This is a genomic window from Enterobacter sp. HMSC16D10, from assembly GCF_001807145.1.
Taxonomy (GTDB): domain Bacteria; phylum Pseudomonadota; class Gammaproteobacteria; order Enterobacterales; family Enterobacteriaceae; genus Enterobacter; species Enterobacter roggenkampii.
The window spans coordinates 32,976-48,322 of the sequence record NZ_KV787881.1 but is presented as its reverse complement, the minus strand read 5'-3'; the positions used below and the strand labels follow the sequence as shown (position 1 = coordinate 48,322).

The window sequence follows — 15,347 nt, the reverse complement described above, 5'->3', positions numbered from 1 at the left end:
TACGCCAGCTATAACTGTGGCGTCAACACGCAACGAAACGCTGAAGGGCATTAATTGACCTTCAACGTATAAGGCTAGCAGATTATTACAAAATAATGATATTTTTCTGAAAGTTAGACTGTTTCCAGCTTCGCGTAGGCGGCCACCAGCCATTTGATCCCCTGCCCCTGGAACGCCACCTGCAGGCGGCTGTGCTCGCCGCTGCCTTCCAGATTCACAATGGTGCCTTCGCCAAACTTCGAATGGCGCACGCGCTGGCCCAGCTTGTAGCCGGTGTCGGTTTCCGCAATCGGCGAGCCCATGCGCTGATGGCTGACCGGACGGCTGATGCTCGCCCGCAGACGTACCTCTTCGACACACTCTTCCGGCAGTTCACCGATAAAGCGCGACGGACGGTGATAGACCTCTTTGCCATACAAACGGCGGGTTTCAGCATAGGTCAGCGTCAGCTTTTGCATCGCTCGCGTCACGCCCACGTAGGCCAGACGGCGTTCCTCTTCCAGACGTCCGCCTTCATCCAGCGACATCTGGCTCGGGAACATCCCCTCTTCCATGCCAACGATAAACACCTGCGGGAACTCCAGACCTTTGGCGGAGTGCAGCGTCATGAGCTGAACCGCATCCTGCCAGGTGTCCGCCTGCCCTTCGCCCGCTTCCAGCGCGGCGTGGGAGAGGAATGCCTGCAGCGGCATCAGGTCCTCGTCTTCTTCGTTGTAGCTGAACTGGCGCGTTGCCGTGACCAGTTCCTCTAAGTTCTCAATACGGGTTTGGCCCTTCTCGCCTTTTTCCTGCTCGTACATGGTGCGCAGGCCGGAGTCTTTAATCACCCGGTCGGTCTGCACGTGCAGCGGCATGTCGGCGGTTTCCTGCGCCAGGGCGTCAATCAGTTCAAGGAAGCGCTGCAGGGCGCTGGCCGCGCGTCCGGCAAGGGCCTTTTCCTGCAGCAGCTCGCGGCACGCCTGCCACAGCGTCAGCTGACGGTCGCGCGAGGCCTGACGCACCACGTCCAGCGTACGGTCGCCAATCCCGCGGGTCGGCGTGTTGACCACGCGTTCAAACGCCGCGTCGTCGTTACGGTTGGCAATCAGACGCAGATACGAGAGCGCATCTTTGATTTCCTGACGTTCGAAGAAGCGCATACCGCCGTAAATGCGGTACGGCATCCCCACCTGCAGCAGCGCCTCTTCCAGCACGCGCGACTGGGCGTTGCTGCGATAGAGAATGGCGCACTGCTCCAGCGCGCCGCCGTTTTCCTGCCAGGTTTTGATGCGGTTGACCACGAAGCGCGCTTCGTCGAGCTCGTTGAAGGCGCAGTAAATCGAAATCGGTTCGCCGTCGACGCCGTCGGTCCACAGTTTTTTACCCAGACGCCCGTTGTTGTTCTCAATCAGGGCGTTAGCCGCACTCAGGATATTGCTGGTAGAGCGGTAGTTCTGCTCCAGACGGATGGTTTGCGCGCCGGGGAAATCGTTGAGGAAGCGCTGAATGTTCTCCACCTGCGCCCCGCGCCAGCCGTAGATCGACTGGTCGTCATCGCCCACGATCATCACCTTGCCGGTATCGCCGGCCAGCAGGCGGATCCATGCGTACTGGATGTTGTTGGTATCCTGGAATTCGTCCACCAGAATGTTGGTGAAGCGTTCGCGGTAGTGCTGCAGAATGTGCGGCTTGTTGAGCCACAGCTCGTGAGCGCGCAGCAGCAGCTCGGCGAAATCCACCAGGCCGGCGCGATCGCACGCTTCCTGATAGGCCTTGTAGACGTTCTGCCAGGTCTGCTCGACCGGGTTGCCGAAGCTCTGAATGTGGTGCGGGCGCAGCCCCTCGTCTTTCTGACCGTTGATGTACCACATCGCCTGACGCGGCGGCCACTGCTTCTCGTCGAGGTTCATCGCCTTGATCAGGCGCTTCAGCAAACGGAGCTGGTCTTCGCTGTCGAGGATCTGGAAATCCTGCGGCAGGTTGGCGTCCATGTGGTGCGCACGCAGCAGGCGGTGCGCCAGACCGTGGAAGGTGCCGACCCACATGCCGCCCTGGCTGGTGCCCATCAGCTGGGCGATGCGGTGGCGCATCTCCGCCGCCGCCTTGTTGGTGAACGTGACCGCCATGATGGAGTACGGCGAGCAGTTTTCCACGCTCTGCAGCCAGGCGATACGGTGAACCAGCACGCGCGTCTTACCACTGCCCGCTCCAGCCAGCACCAGCAGGTTGGTGCGCGAGGCGGCAACCGCGTCACGCTGTTTGTCATTAAGGCTGTCGAGCAGGTAAGAAACGTCCATTGGCACCGTCACATAGTATTCAGGAACAGAGCAAAACGCCCGGTGGCGCTTCGCTTACCGGGCCTACAACAGCAAAACCCTGGTAATTTATACAATATTACTGGTGATTATATCAGCGTCGTGAGGGATGCCAACCGCGAAATTTCCACGTGCGGCAGAAGACGGCTATCGGAGGCGCTCATCAGGTCAGCGTTTTCCGGCTTGATCCAGCAGGCCTGCATGCCGCAGCGGATAGCGCCGGCCACGTCTGTGGTCAGGTCATCCCCCACGTGCAGGATCTTACCCAGCGGCAGGTTAAGCTTATCCGCCGCCAGATGGTACATGTCACTGAACGGCTTCGCGCGCCCGTGAGGACCCGCACGCAGCACGAATTCAAAGTAATCGCTGAGGCCGAACAGCTCCGGCTGGGCATTGCCGTTGGTGATGGCCACCAGCGGCCACTTTTCGGCAAGCGTCGCCAGCGTGTCGTGGGTTTCCTGCGGCACGTCGATACGGCTGCGCCATTTGGCGAAGTTTTCCATGGCCGCTTCTGCCCCAATGGCGGCATCCTGCGCGCTCAGCCCCACGTTCAGCATCGCCTGCTCAACCGCGCGACGACGCCATTCGGTCACGTCGTGGTAAATGTCCGGCTCGGTCTCCCGCAGGGACTGACGCAGCTTCTGGAAGTCCTTGTTCTGCATCGTCTTCAGCGCGGGATGGTAGTTCTGCACAAACGCCAGCGACTCCTGCTCGGTACGCAGGATCACCTCGCGGTTGTCATAAAGAGTGTCATCAAGGTCAAACGTCAGGGCTGAGATCTGACCGAGTGGGCGGTAAAAACGCATTATTTCCCCCGTTTGGCGCGTGGATGCGCCGCGTCATACACCGAGGCAAGGTGTTGGAAGTCTAAGTGGGTATAAATTTGTGTGGTCGATAGGTTCGCGTGGCCAAGCAGTTCCTGCACGCCGCGCAGATCGCCGCTCGACTCAAGCATGTGTGTTGCAAAAGAGTGGCGCAGCTTGTGGGGATGCACGTGGCTGTTCAGCCCCTGCTTAATGCCCCACTCCGCAAAGCGCTTCTGCACGTTACGCGCCGAGATCCGCTTGCCGAGTTTCGACAGGAACAGCGCATCTTCGTCGGTGCCAAACAGCCCGCGCAGGTCAAGCCAGTGCTCAATCCAGGAAACCGCATTGCGGCCAATCGGCAGGCGGCGCTCTTTGCTGCCCTTCCCCATTACCCACACTTCGCCCGATTCCAGGTCGAGATGCTTGAGATCAAGGTTGACGAGTTCAGACAAACGCAGCCCGGCACCGTACATCACCTCCAGCATCGCGCGATCGCGGACGGCCAGCGGATCGTTCAGATCGATATCCAGCAGGCGGTTTACGTCGTCAACGTCAATATTTTTAGGCAGATGGCGCGGCGCTTTCGGCGTGGCGATCCCTTTTGCCGGGTTGGCTTTTATGCCGCCCTGGCTGACCAGCCAGTCGAAGAAGCTGCGCAGCGCTGAGAGCCTGAGCGCCAGGCTCGCCGGGCTGAGATTTTTTTTACGGCTACGCACGACGAACGCGCGTACCGTCGCAGCGTCACATTGTTGCCAGCTTTTCAGGCCGATCTCGTCGGCGATCTGCATGATGGCATCAAGCTGACGCTGATAGTTAAGCAGCGTAATGGGGCTAAGCTGGCGTTCCACGCCGAGATAGCGCAGAAAGCGCGAGACGTCAGTGGCGAGCAGTCCGTCCGTCATACGCGCTCAATCCAGCGCTCCAGCAGCTCGGGCAGCATCAGGGCGATCTCCTGCAGCAGGTGCGTGGCTTGCCCCTGCTCATAGTGATGCGCGTCGCGGCTGGTAAATAAGATGACGCCCAGATCGCCATCGCGCCCCATCAGCGACATCGCCACCGAGCCAATCGCTTTGGCCTCCGGTAACACCACCAGCAGCTCAGGTCCGTTAAGCGGCCCCAGATAGTGGTGCTCATGGCCCAGACGCTGAATGCGCAGCGGTTCAAATGCCTGACGGCTCAGTGCCAGATGGGTAAATCCCGACGGTGCGCCGATGCGCCAGCGGTCAGGGAAAAGACGAATCGTTGCACCCGCCAGCCCCAGCTCGCGGGCCCAGCGGTGGAAGCGGCTGAGGAACTCGTCAAGACTGTGCGCCGACGCCAGACGCGCCTGCAGATGCAGCAGACGATAGAACAGGCTTTCGTTGGTGCTGGCCTGCTCCATCAGCAGCGTCATGTTCTCTTCAAGCTGGCTGATGTGGTTGCGCGCGCGCGCCATGTGCCATTCCACCAGCGACACGGTTCCGCGAACCGGATGCGGCACGCGCATCTCTTCGACGACGCGTGCATTGCGAATAAAAAACTCAGGATTGCGCAGCAGATAATCAACAACAGCTCTGTCGTCCAGTTCCGTCACTGTTTCCTGCAGTTCTTCCCCTGGTTGTTTCATAGATGGATAAACCCGTCATAGACATGTGCCGCCGGGCCCGTCATATACAGTGGATGACCCGGTCCTTTCCAGGCGATATCAAGCCGACCGCCCGGTAATTCCACGCGAACCTCTTCAGCCAGTAACCCCTGGGAGATGCCCACGGCCACTGCCGCACAGGCTCCGCTTCCGCAGGCCTGCGTCTCGCCCGCACCGCGCTCGTAAACCCGCAGACGAATGTGCTCGCGCTTCACCACCTGCATAAAACCGATGTTCGCGCGCTCCGGGAAACGTTCGTGGCTTTCCAGCACCGGGCCGAGCGTTTCGACCGCCGCGGTTTCCACATCATCAACCTGGATCACGCAGTGTGGGTTACCCATAGAGACGACGCCGCACAATACTGTCTGCTCGGCCGCCCGCATAATATAGGTCTTTTCCGCTTTGTTTGCGCGAAACGGCACGACGGAAGGCTCGAAGTTAGGCTCGCCCATGTTCACGCGCACCAGCTCATCATCGGTGACGCTGAGCACCATGCGACCATTGGCCGTGCTGACGCGAATATCACGCTTGTTAGTCAGCCCTTTCAGGCGGACAAAGCGGGCGAAACAGCGCGCGCCGTTGCCGCACTGGTTCACTTCGCTGCCGTCCGCGTTAAAAATACGGTAGTGGAAATCGAGGTCGGGATCGTACGGCGGCTCAACCACCAGCAGCTGATCGAACCCCACGCCCAGATGCCGATCCGCCAGACGACGGATCAGTTCCGGTGAGAAAAACACATTCTGCGTTACCGCGTCGACGACCATAAAATCGTTGCCAAGGCCATGCATTTTAGAGAACTGCATCATTTGCTCCATTGCGCGGGTACAGAACGTTGTCGTCAGAGATTAACCTGAGTCGGGCCGCCGTTGTCGCCACGGTCGTTAGTATCTGGCGTGGAAGACTCAATGCCGCTGTTAACCGGTTTCGTCGGCGGCGGTGCGGTTTTATCCGCAGGAGGAAAGTACAGTGGTCCCTTCAGTCCGCAGCCAGTCAGGCTAAACAGCGTGATGAGAACGGCAAGCGTTCGGAAAGCGTTTTTCATTATAAAGTTGCCCGTAAGTTCAAATCTGTTTCTATCATCGCAGGAGAAGACACAAAAGCAAGAGTTTGCCGCTTTCCTGCAACGGGAATTATTTAGGGTTATACTGCCGGCATCACGAAAAACAGGAACAAAACCATGAACGACAGTGAATTCCATCGCCTTGCCGACAACCTGTGGATGACCATCGAAGAGCGTCTTGACGACTGGGACGGCGACAGCGATATCGATTGTGAAATCAACGGCGGTATTCTGACCCTGAGCTTCGAAAATGGCAGCAAAATTATTATTAACCGTCAGGAGCCGCTTCACCAGGTGTGGCTGGCGGCCAAACAGGGCGGCTATCACTTCGATCTGAAGGGTGATGAGTGGGTGTGCGACCGTAGCGGCGTACCGTTCTGGGATCTGCTGGAACAGGCCGCGACCGCGCAGGCGGGTGAGGAAGTGCGTTTCAGGTAGTTTTGTTGCCCGGTGACGGCTGCGCCTTACCGGGCCTACAACGGCTCGAACCGTAGGCCGGGTAAGCATTAGCCACCCGGCGCAAAGGCTCAGGAGAAATACTGCTGCAACAGCGGCGCGGTGTCCTGATTGGCAGGCGCGGCAGGCGTGACGGCCTGAGTGCGGAACGGGATCACCTGTGCACGGCCATCGACGTTCACAATCTGGTAGAACTGCGGCAGGTTAAAGTTGATAAAGCTTGAGCCGTAGGTAAAGCGGTCATGCGAAGAGGAGTAGAAGCGGCTGACGTCGCGCACCAGCTCCTCTTTACTGCCTTCACAATGGTGATACACCTCGGCGCGGTTGGTCTCATCCAGAATGTAGATGTTGAACCCGGCATCGTCGCCCGACTCTTCAAAGAAGAACTGAATAATCCCTTCACTGGCAAAGCCGTCCACCACCTGCGGGAGCTTACCGTGGTTGGTTTCTACCTGCACCGACAGGCCATGCAGCTTGTTATGCGAAATCGCGCCGTAGAATTCAATGGCGTTTTCCAGCTTCTGTACCGAGACGTTGAGACGTTCAAAGAACAGGCCCCAGGTCTGGCCGGAGACGCGCAGCGCTTTAAAGCGCCCGGTTTCCTGACGGGTACTGGAGAGACGCAGCTCGATACACTCGGAGACCAGCTGCTGCACGCGGGTACGAATCAACCCGCGCAGGTGCTGGCTGTAGCAGAACACTTCCACGCTGTCCGGCGGCGCGGCATCCTGGTGCATCTTGCCAAGAATGGTTTTCAGCGCTTCGATCATCGCCTGCTCGCCGTTGAAGTGCAGGGTACGCACTTCGTTCCACGAGTTGCGGTACAGCAGGTCCACGCTGCCCACCAGGCAGTTTTGCTGCTCGCCAAAGCTAAAGACGTCCAGCTTGCGGAAGTCAAAATGGACCACCTGATTGCGGAAGGCCGCCGTCGGGTCGTATTCCAGGTTGACGATGATCGCCAGATGGCGAATCTCGCACGGGCTGTAGAGCGCTTTTGGCGTCGGCGCAGGCAGACGCAGCGGGAAGTGGTGCGACACATCCGCGACCATCTCCTGCAGCTTAGCGAGATCGACCACCTCGTTGCCTTTGATAAACAGGCGCGTGCGCGAGGTGAGCAGGCCGTTAAACCAGGCCCAGGCCACCAGCTTGTTCAGATAGCGGTTATATTCCAGCGGCTGATGGCTGATGATGGAATCCATGCTTGGCGCACGGTTGTACAGATACCACCCGGTGCGGTTCGCGCGGCCCGGCGGCACGTAGATAAACGTCAGGTTCGGTTCTGACAGGTCAGGCGAAATCTGCGGGTTAACCAGCGTGACTTTACCCGGCAGCGCTTCAAACGCGGCGTACAGCTTACGGGTCAATACCCCGATGTCCTGCGGGCTGGCGGAAACGCTGAGGTTGTTACGGCGCGCAAAGCGGATCAGATTACGGTAGCTTTGCATCATCGCATCGAGCAGTTCGTTGTGCGCTTCACGCACCTGATCGATTTTCCAGTTGGCCCGGTTGTCGAGCATGGACAGACGCGCGTCGTCCCATCCCCACTCTTTGACTAACTGGCTGACCACTTCACGACGCCAGCCCACGCAGGCGCGTTCGCGGCTCAACTTCTCACAGACTTTGAGATAGAAACATCGACGTACCAGGTCCAGACGCGTGGTGTCATCAATGGCTTTCAGGTATTCGGTTACGCGCTCCAGCATCATGCAGTAGGCGTCCAGCCCGAAGGAGACGATCTCCCCGTCGTGCAGGCGCTGCTTGATGTCTTTCGCCAGCAGGCGCGGCGTCGGGTATTCCCAGGAGTAGGCTTCAAGCAGCAGCGTTTTCAGCACCGCTTTGTACGGTGAGTCGATACTCTTATAGAGCTGCCAGAGGCTTGCGCCGAAATACTCTTCCGCAGACAGTGAGCTGAGACCGCCGAGGTCCAGCCATTCGTTTGGCGTCAGTACGCCCTGCGCGTAAAGCGACATGACGTAGTCATCGTAATGCTCTTCTTCTTCGCACGGGACCATATTCCACAGAATACGCTTCCCGGCCAGACGCACAGCAGTACGGTAGAATTCATCCAGCAACAGGATGTGCTGGGTCGAGCCGCAGTCCTCACCACCCAGACTGCCGCTTTCGTTATGGCGGAAACGGTTTTCATCAATCAGGAAGAAGCTCACTTCCACACCGAGCGATGCCGCCCAGCTCTCCAGCAGGCTGCATTTACGCTGCAGCAGCTGACGCTCTTCGTTATCGAGCCAGGACTGATGGCAGACCCAGATGTCCAGGTCCGAAGAACAGCTTTGCCCTACCGATGAGGTGCTCCCCATTGAGTAAACGCCGGTAATCGGCAGTTCACCTTTTGGGGACTCCTGCGGCGGCATGCCGCGGTAGAGTTCCAGCTCGTTCAAATAATGCTGTTGGGTTTCATCAGGCGTGAAAAGGCAAATGCCCTGGGGAACGTTACCATCAAGGTAGCCAGGCATCAGCGGGTGGTGATAGTGCAATAATGTCGGCAGCAGACTGTATACCTGCTGGAAAGCAGGGCCCATAGCAGCAAGCGCGCGATCCACACGCAGTTGATTTATGGCATCCAGTCTCTGTTTCAGAGTCTCAATATAGAGGTACAAGACGTATCGCCTGATGTTTCCGGGTGTCGCAGCTATTCAAAACACGAGTAACAGCGGACCCGCAGTATTTCAAAAAGATAACCGTTACCCTTTTTCGCCCTTATCATTTTTGGTGGTACCGACGAAAAAATGGTCTAAAACGTGATCAATTTAACACCTTGCCGATTGACCGTAAAGAAAGATGCGCTACATACAAGTGTAGCACCGTTCTGTACGTGTAAATTCCTGAATACGGCTCTGGCTGACGAATACGCCGCCTTGTCCCTCTCACTCTTCATCAACCGTAAAACTGCCATCCCAGAGTCAACAATGTTAGGATGGTTAGCGATTGATAATGACGGTAACAAGCATGTTAGACAATGTTTTGAGAATTGCCACACGCCAAAGCCCTCTCGCGCTCTGGCAGGCACATTATGTGAAGCAGCGCCTGGAAGCCTGCCACAGTGGATTGCGCGTCGAGCTGGTGCCGATGGTCACGCGCGGTGACGTGATCCTCGATACGCCGCTGGCGAAAGTGGGCGGCAAGGGCCTGTTTGTCAAAGAACTGGAACTGGCATTGCTTGAGAACCGCGCCGATATCGCCGTACATTCGATGAAAGATGTGCCCGTCGAGTTCCCGGAAGGGCTGGGGCTAGTGACCATCTGCGAGCGCGAAGACCCGCGCGATGCGTTTGTCTCTAACCGCTATGACTCGCTCGACGCGCTGCCAGCGGGTAGCGTGGTTGGCACGTCGAGTTTACGCCGTCAGTGTCAGCTGGCGGAGCGTCGTCCTGACCTGATCATCCGCTCGCTGCGCGGTAACGTCGGCACGCGTCTGGGCAAGCTGGATAACGGCGATTACGATGCCATTATTCTCGCCGTTGCCGGCCTGAAGCGTCTGGGGCTGGAAGAACGTATTCGCGTAGCGCTGCCGCCAGAGCTCTCACTGCCCGCTGTTGGCCAGGGTGCCGTCGGCATCGAGTGCCGTCTGGACGATGCGCGTACTCGCGAGCTGCTTGCCCCACTGAATCATGAAGAAACCGCTACGCGCGTAAAAGCGGAGCGGGCGATGAATACCCGCCTCGAAGGCGGGTGCCAGGTGCCAATTGGCAGCTATGCTGAATTGACGAATGGCGAACTGTGGCTGCGCGCGCTGGTAGGCGCCCCGGACGGTTCGCAGATGGTGCGCGGCGAACGTCGCGGTAACGCGCAAGATGCCGAGCAGCTTGGCGTGTCGCTGGCGGAAGAGTTACTGGATAACGGCGCCCGCGAGATCCTGGCTGACGTATATAATGGAGAGCCCCCTGCATGAGTATTCTCGTCACCCGCCCTTCTCCCGCAGGAGAGCAGTTAGTGAGCCGTCTGCGCGCACTGGGGCAGGTGGCCTGGAGTTTTCCGCTCATTGAATTCTCCCCCGGTCGCGAGCTCTCTGCGCTCGCCGACCAGATGAATACCCTTCAGGACGGTGACCTGCTGTTTGCGCTGTCGCAGCATGCCGTGGAATTTGCCCACGCACAGCTGCAGCAGCAGGACATGGCCTGGCCAACCGCCCCCGGCTATTTCGCGATTGGCCGCACAACGGCACTGGCGCTGCATACCGTAAGCGGCGCGGACGTTCGTTACCCGTTAGATCGGGAAATCACTGAAGTCTTGCTACAATTACCTGAATTACAAACTGTTGCCGGAAAGCGTGCGCTCATTTTGCGCGGCAATGGGGGGCGCGAGCTGCTGGGCGAAACGCTGCGTGAACGTGGTGCGAACGTGACGTTCGTTGAGTGCTATCAGCGCTGTGCAAAACACTACGATGGCGCGGAAGAGGCGATGCGCTGGCACGCGCGAGGCATCAATACACTGGTGGTCACCAGCGGTGAAATGTTACAACAGCTTTGGACGCTGATACCGCTTTGGTATCGCGAAAACTGGTTACTCCGCTGTCGGCTTCTGGTCGTCAGTGAGCGTCTGGCGAACCAGGCCCGGGAACTGGGCTGGCAGGATATTCGGATCGCTGATAACGCCGACAACGATGCGCTGCTGCGCGCATTACAATAACTCTCAAATGGGAAGCCATAATGACGGAACACGACAAATCCTCCGCCGTGGTTGAAGAGACCAGGGAGACTGTGGAGACGACGCCACAGCCAGAGACGACTGAGAAAACCGCTGAGAAGAAAAACGGCAGCAACAAAACAAGCCTCACGCTGAGCGCGATTGCCATCGCCATTGCGCTGGCAGCGGGGGTTGGCCTGTACGGGCTGGTGAAGCAACAGAGCGCTAACCAGACGTCCACCAGCGATGCGCTGGTGAATCAGCTCACTGCCCTGCAAAAAGAGCAGGAGACGCAGAAAACCGAGCTGGAAGCCGTGATTAAGCAGCAGGCCGCCGCGCTTGCCGAAGCGAACAGCAAACAGGAAGAGCTGACCAAACAGCTGGGTGAAGTTCAGCAGAAAGTCGCCACGATTTCCGGCACCGATGCCAAAACCTGGCTGCTCTCGCAGGCTGACTTCCTGGTGAAGCTCGCCGGACGTAAGCTCTGGAGCGATCAGGACGTCACCACTGCCGCCGCGCTGCTGAAAAGCGCCGATGCAAGCCTGGCAGACATGAACGACCCGAGCCTCATTACCGCCCGTCGCGCGATTACCGAAGACATCGCCAGCCTCTCCGCCGTTTCGCAGGTGGATTACGACGGCATTATCCTTAAAGTGAATCAGCTGTCGAATCAGATTGATAACCTGCAGCTGGCGGATAACAACGACGACGACTCCCCGATGGATTCCGACGGTACAGAGCTTTCCAGCTCGCTGAGCGAATGGCGCATAAACCTGCAGAAAAGCTGGCAGAACTTTATGGACAGCTTTATCACTATCCGCCGTCGCGACGAAACTGCCGTACCGCTGCTCGCGCCGAACCAGGACATCTATCTGCGCGAGAACATTCGTTCCCGCCTGCTGGTGGCGGCCCAGGCCGTGCCGCGTCATCAGGAAGAGACCTATAAACAGGCGCTGGATAACGTCTCAACGTGGGTACGCGCTTACTACAACACCGATGATGCGACGACCACCGCCTTCCTTGAAGACATTGATAAGCTGAGCCAGCAGAACATCACCATGAACGTGCCGGACAAGCTGACCAGCCAGCCGATTCTGGAGAAACTGATGCAGACGCGCGTGCGTAACCTGCTGGCGCAGCCGGGCGTGCCGGCTGAGCAGACGAGCGGAGCGGCACCTGCTCCGGCTCCTGCGCCTGAAAGCGCACCGCAGGGAGAGTAACGATGCTAAAAGTCCTCTTACTCTTTATCCTGCTGATCGCCGGGATCGTCCTGGGACCTATGCTTGCGGGTCATCAGGGTTATGTCCTGATCCAGACCGATAACTACAACATTGAAACCAGCGTAACGGGTCTGACGATCATTCTGATCCTTGGCGTGGTGGTGCTGTTTGCGATCGAGTGGATCCTGCGCCGTATTTTCCGTACCGGTGCCCATACCCGCGGCTGGTTCGTTGGCCGTAAGCGCCGCCGCGCCCGTAAACAGACCGAGCAGGCGCTGCTTAAGCTCGCAGAGGGTGACTATCAGCAGGTTGAAAAGCTGATGTCGAAAAACGCCGACCATGCCGAACAGCCGGTGGTGAACTATCTGCTGGCGGCCGAAGCGGCGCAGCAGCGTGGTGACGAAGCCCGCGCTAATCTGCACCTGGAGCGTGCGGCTGAGCTGGCTCACGGCGACCCGATTCCGGTGGAAATCACGCGCGTTCGTCTGCAGCTGGCACGCAATGAGAATCACGCGGCTCGCCACGGCATTGACCGTCTGCTGGAAGTCGCGCCGCGTCATCCGGAAGTGCTGCGCCTTGCCGAGCAGGCCTATATTCGTACCGGCGCCTGGGGCTCACTGCTGGACATCATTCCGTCGATGGTGAAGGCCGAGGTGGGCGACGATGAACATCGTGATGAGCTTCAGCGTCTGGCGTGGATTGGCCTGATGGATCAGGCGCGCGCAGACCTGGGAAGCGACGGTCTGAAAACGTGGTGGAAGAATCAGAGCCGTAAAACGCGTCAGCAGGTTCCTCTGCAGGTGGCGATGGCGGAACATCTCATCGAGTGTGACGATCACGACACGGCTCAGGAGATCCTCCTCGACGGTCTGAAGCGTCAGTACGACGATCGTCTGGTGATGGTGATCCCGCGCCTGAAAACCAACAATCCTGAGCAAATCGAAAAAGTGCTGCGTCAGCAGATTAAAACCGTCGGCGATCGACCGCTGCTGTGGAGCACGCTCGGCCAGTCGTTGATGAAGCACGGCGAATGGCAGGAGGCGAGCCTCGCCTTCCGTGCAGCGCTGAAGCAGCGTCCGGACGCCTTCGACTACGCCTGGCTTGCCGATACGCTGGACAAGCAGCATAAGCCGGAAGAGGCCGCCGCCATGCGCCGTGACGGGCTGTTGCTGACCCTGCAAAACAACGGTACCCAGCAATAATCAAAAAGGAGGCCAAACGGCCTCCTTTTTTTATCGCCTTTCTGCTGCTACATTCTTTACACCTGCATCCGCAAACGAGCCCGCCAATGTAACGATCTCTTTTCATTAACTTTTTCTCACACACGCGCACATTCTGCAGCGTGGATTAAATCGTTTTTGAAAGGAAATCGTCATGAACTCGCTTCTCTATGCGCTGATTGAAGCGCTGCGCTGCCACCGCTGGCTGCGCCTCCTTGCTTGTGCTTTTATCTTTTCTTCGCTGGGGAATGGCTTAACCCAGGTCGTGGTCTTCGGCTTGCTGTTAGCATGGTCAGCCCCGCCCGCACTGCTCACCCTCGCTTTTCTTTTCGCTACGGTGCCGGGGTTTATCGGGAGTACGATCGGCGAAAAGCTGTGCTCCCGATGTTCTCCGATCGCCCTGCTGATACTGACCGAGGCGCTGGGATTGCTCGCCCTGCTCTTTCCCCTCCTTGGTGTGGGTTATCACAGCGTTACCGCGTTACTCGCCGTGCAATCCACCGAAGCGCTGCTCAGCGGGATGAGCTGGCCCGCGCTGACGTTGCTCTTCAAGCGCGGTCTCAGCGAAGCGGAGCTGCCTGCTGCGACCTGTCTGGAAAATGTGATTTTTGCTTCTCAGGTTTTGCTGGGGACCGGCCTGGGCGTGATGCTGTTTCAGAAGATATCCGTATTTACCCTTCTGGCCATTGATGCCGCCAGCTTTCTCGGGTCACTGCTCATGCTATGGCTGGCTGGACGCCGGTTTTCAGCGCCATCACTCCCGTCCCTCGAGGAAGAGGAAGCCCCTGCGGCATTACGCTGGCGGACGTTGACCGTTCGGCAGAAACGCAGTCTGCTCATCCTGCCAGCGCTGGCGGCCGTCGGCTCGCCGGCCATGGCACTGCTTCCGGCACTGGCACAGCAAATCCATCCTCAGGATGCGGCGGGCCTTGCTCTGCCGCTGCTTTTCGCAAGGAGCCTGGGACAGCTTTGCGGCCCCATGTTGCTAAAAAAAGAGAGCCTGACGCGCTTTGCCGCTCGCACGCCACGCATCATCGTTTGTCTCGGCATCTTTCTGGCCGCTTATGGAATGCTGCCGTTGTTGTCCGGGTGGATGGCATGTGCGCTGGGGATGATCTTTATCGCGCATCTGGCTTCGAATGTTCTGTTCGCGGCCGGGACGTTTGGCGTTCTCAGTAGTTTTCATATTACGCAAACCGCTTCGGCCAGTGGTAAAGCCTGGCGCTGGCAAACGCTCAGCGCCTCTCTCTTCACCGGCATCGCAGCGGCAGTGGCTGCCGGGTTTGGCTCAGTAGCCGCACTCTATGCTGTCTCGTCAGCGGCCCTGGTGATGGTTGCCCTGATCGTGCGCCGGTATCGGGAATAAGGCATAAAAAAACGCCTGCTATAAAAGCAGGCGTTAAAACAGGTCTGTAAGACAACATATTTGGTGCTTCACTCAACGTTATGTCCATGGTGTCTGATGAGGCCGAAGCGACATCTGTCAGTGGACGATAAGCACCGTAAATGGCTCTGCGTCATTCCGGAGTTTATGAGGCACGAAGGCGAACATAAGAGATGGAATGAGCATCTACACGCATATTATTGCACGTAACGTGCCAACATGACACGCAGAACTTTTACATGACGCAACATTTTAAGATAAAAGGAAATTATGCTGTTAAGCGTCGTCTTAATCGCTACAACATATCGGTCAACGCAGAAATATGTCGCCAGGAGGAGACAGCAAAACCTATGGATAGTAAATATGTTTATTTTCAATGCATTATATGTCGCTGAATCGCGACAATGAAACAGGGCGCTGTCGGGGAATCACTACAGGGGTGAAAAGTGGCACAAAACAAAAAACCCCGCCGAAGCGGGGTTCAAAATTGGTCGGCGAGAGAGGATTCGAACCTCCGACCCACTGGTCCCAAACCAGTTGCGCTACCAAGCTGCGCTACTCGCCGATGTACTGCTTTTTGAATTTTTAGTTCAATTCATTTAAAAAGTCGTGGTGCGAGGGGGGGGACTCGAACCCCCACATC

The 15,347-nt window shown here is 58.0% G+C and carries 13 protein-coding genes and 2 tRNA genes (1 of these 15 only partly in view); 6 read left to right on the top strand and 9 right to left on the bottom strand.

From position 1 onward, the window contains the following. Nucleotides 1-113 precede the first annotated feature (113 nt). The 6 genes from uvrD to HMPREF3143_RS13220 all read right to left on the bottom strand — a co-directional run bounded on the left by uvrD (nt 114) and on the right by HMPREF3143_RS13220 (nt 5,766). Nucleotides 114-2,276 (bottom strand): DNA helicase II, encoded by a 2,163-nt coding sequence (gene uvrD, locus HMPREF3143_RS13245; protein ID WP_070533341.1) that lies wholly within the window; start codon nt 2,274-2,276, stop codon nt 114-116. Nucleotides 2,277-2,383: 107 nt separating this feature from the next. Further along, nucleotides 2,384-3,100 carry a 5-amino-6-(5-phospho-D-ribitylamino)uracil phosphatase YigB gene (yigB, locus tag HMPREF3143_RS13240; protein ID WP_070533339.1) on the bottom strand — a complete coding sequence of 239 codons (717 nt, stop codon included), beginning with the start codon at nt 3,098-3,100 and terminating at the stop codon, nt 2,384-2,386. Continuing rightward, entirely contained in the window at nt 3,100-4,002 is a 903-nt protein-coding gene (gene xerC, locus HMPREF3143_RS13235) for a tyrosine recombinase XerC (protein ID WP_008501543.1), read from the bottom strand. Before xerC ends, yigB begins: the two co-directional genes overlap by 1 nt. Continuing rightward, on the bottom strand, nt 3,999-4,706 hold the full coding sequence (locus HMPREF3143_RS13230; RefSeq protein WP_008501544.1) for a DUF484 domain-containing protein: 708 nt from the start codon (nt 4,704-4,706) through the stop codon (nt 3,999-4,001). Before HMPREF3143_RS13230 ends, xerC begins: the two co-directional genes overlap by 4 nt. Beyond that, entirely contained in the window at nt 4,703-5,527 is an 825-nt protein-coding gene (gene dapF, locus HMPREF3143_RS13225) for a diaminopimelate epimerase (protein ID WP_008501545.1), read from the bottom strand. Before dapF ends, HMPREF3143_RS13230 begins: the two co-directional genes overlap by 4 nt. A gap of 35 nt (nt 5,528-5,562) precedes the next feature. Next, nucleotides 5,563-5,766: an LPS translocon maturation chaperone LptM gene (locus tag HMPREF3143_RS13220; protein ID WP_021242847.1), complete on the bottom strand. Its 204-nt coding sequence runs from the start codon at nt 5,764-5,766 to the stop codon at nt 5,563-5,565. Nucleotides 5,767-5,901: 135 nt separating this feature from the next. Between HMPREF3143_RS13220 and cyaY the strand changes: the two genes are divergently transcribed. Continuing rightward, nucleotides 5,902-6,222 carry an iron donor protein CyaY gene (gene cyaY / locus HMPREF3143_RS13215; RefSeq protein WP_008501546.1) on the top strand — a complete coding sequence of 107 codons (321 nt, stop codon included), beginning with the start codon at nt 5,902-5,904 and terminating at the stop codon, nt 6,220-6,222. A gap of 89 nt (nt 6,223-6,311) precedes the next feature. Here the strand turns inward: cyaY and cyaA are convergent, their stop codons facing one another. Further along, nucleotides 6,312-8,855, bottom strand: a complete 2,544-nt coding sequence (gene cyaA, locus HMPREF3143_RS13210; protein WP_070533337.1) for a class I adenylate cyclase — start codon at nt 8,853-8,855, stop codon at nt 6,312-6,314. Nucleotides 8,856-9,204: 349 nt separating this feature from the next. Between cyaA and hemC the strand changes: the two genes are divergently transcribed. The 5 genes from hemC (at nt 9,205) to HMPREF3143_RS13185 (ending at nt 14,686) form a co-directional block, all read left to right on the top strand. Continuing rightward, nucleotides 9,205-10,146: a hydroxymethylbilane synthase gene (hemC, locus tag HMPREF3143_RS13205; RefSeq protein WP_032622927.1), complete on the top strand. Its 942-nt coding sequence runs from the start codon at nt 9,205-9,207 to the stop codon at nt 10,144-10,146. Continuing rightward, nucleotides 10,143-10,883 carry a uroporphyrinogen-III synthase gene (hemD, locus tag HMPREF3143_RS13200; protein ID WP_021242845.1) on the top strand — a complete coding sequence of 247 codons (741 nt, stop codon included), beginning with the start codon at nt 10,143-10,145 and terminating at the stop codon, nt 10,881-10,883. Before hemC ends, hemD begins: the two co-directional genes overlap by 4 nt. Before the next feature lie 20 nt (nt 10,884-10,903). Beyond that, complete coding sequence (gene hemX, locus HMPREF3143_RS13195) at nt 10,904-12,100, top strand: uroporphyrinogen-III C-methyltransferase (protein ID WP_023326285.1); 1,197 nt, start codon at nt 10,904-10,906, stop codon at nt 12,098-12,100. Between the two features lie 2 nt (nt 12,101-12,102). Further along, nucleotides 12,103-13,302: a protoheme IX biogenesis protein HemY gene (gene hemY, locus HMPREF3143_RS13190; RefSeq protein WP_070533335.1), complete on the top strand. Its 1,200-nt coding sequence runs from the start codon at nt 12,103-12,105 to the stop codon at nt 13,300-13,302. Nucleotides 13,303-13,474: 172 nt separating this feature from the next. Next, nucleotides 13,475-14,686 carry an MFS transporter gene (locus tag HMPREF3143_RS13185; RefSeq protein ID WP_044597486.1) on the top strand — a complete coding sequence of 404 codons (1,212 nt, stop codon included), beginning with the start codon at nt 13,475-13,477 and terminating at the stop codon, nt 14,684-14,686. Nucleotides 14,687-15,192: 506 nt separating this feature from the next. Here the strand turns inward: HMPREF3143_RS13185 and HMPREF3143_RS13180 are convergent. Continuing rightward, nucleotides 15,193-15,269 (bottom strand) — tRNA-Pro (locus HMPREF3143_RS13180). Between the two features lie 45 nt (nt 15,270-15,314). Further along, nucleotides 15,315-15,347, bottom strand: a tRNA-OTHER gene (locus HMPREF3143_RS13175); it runs 53 nt beyond the window's last position.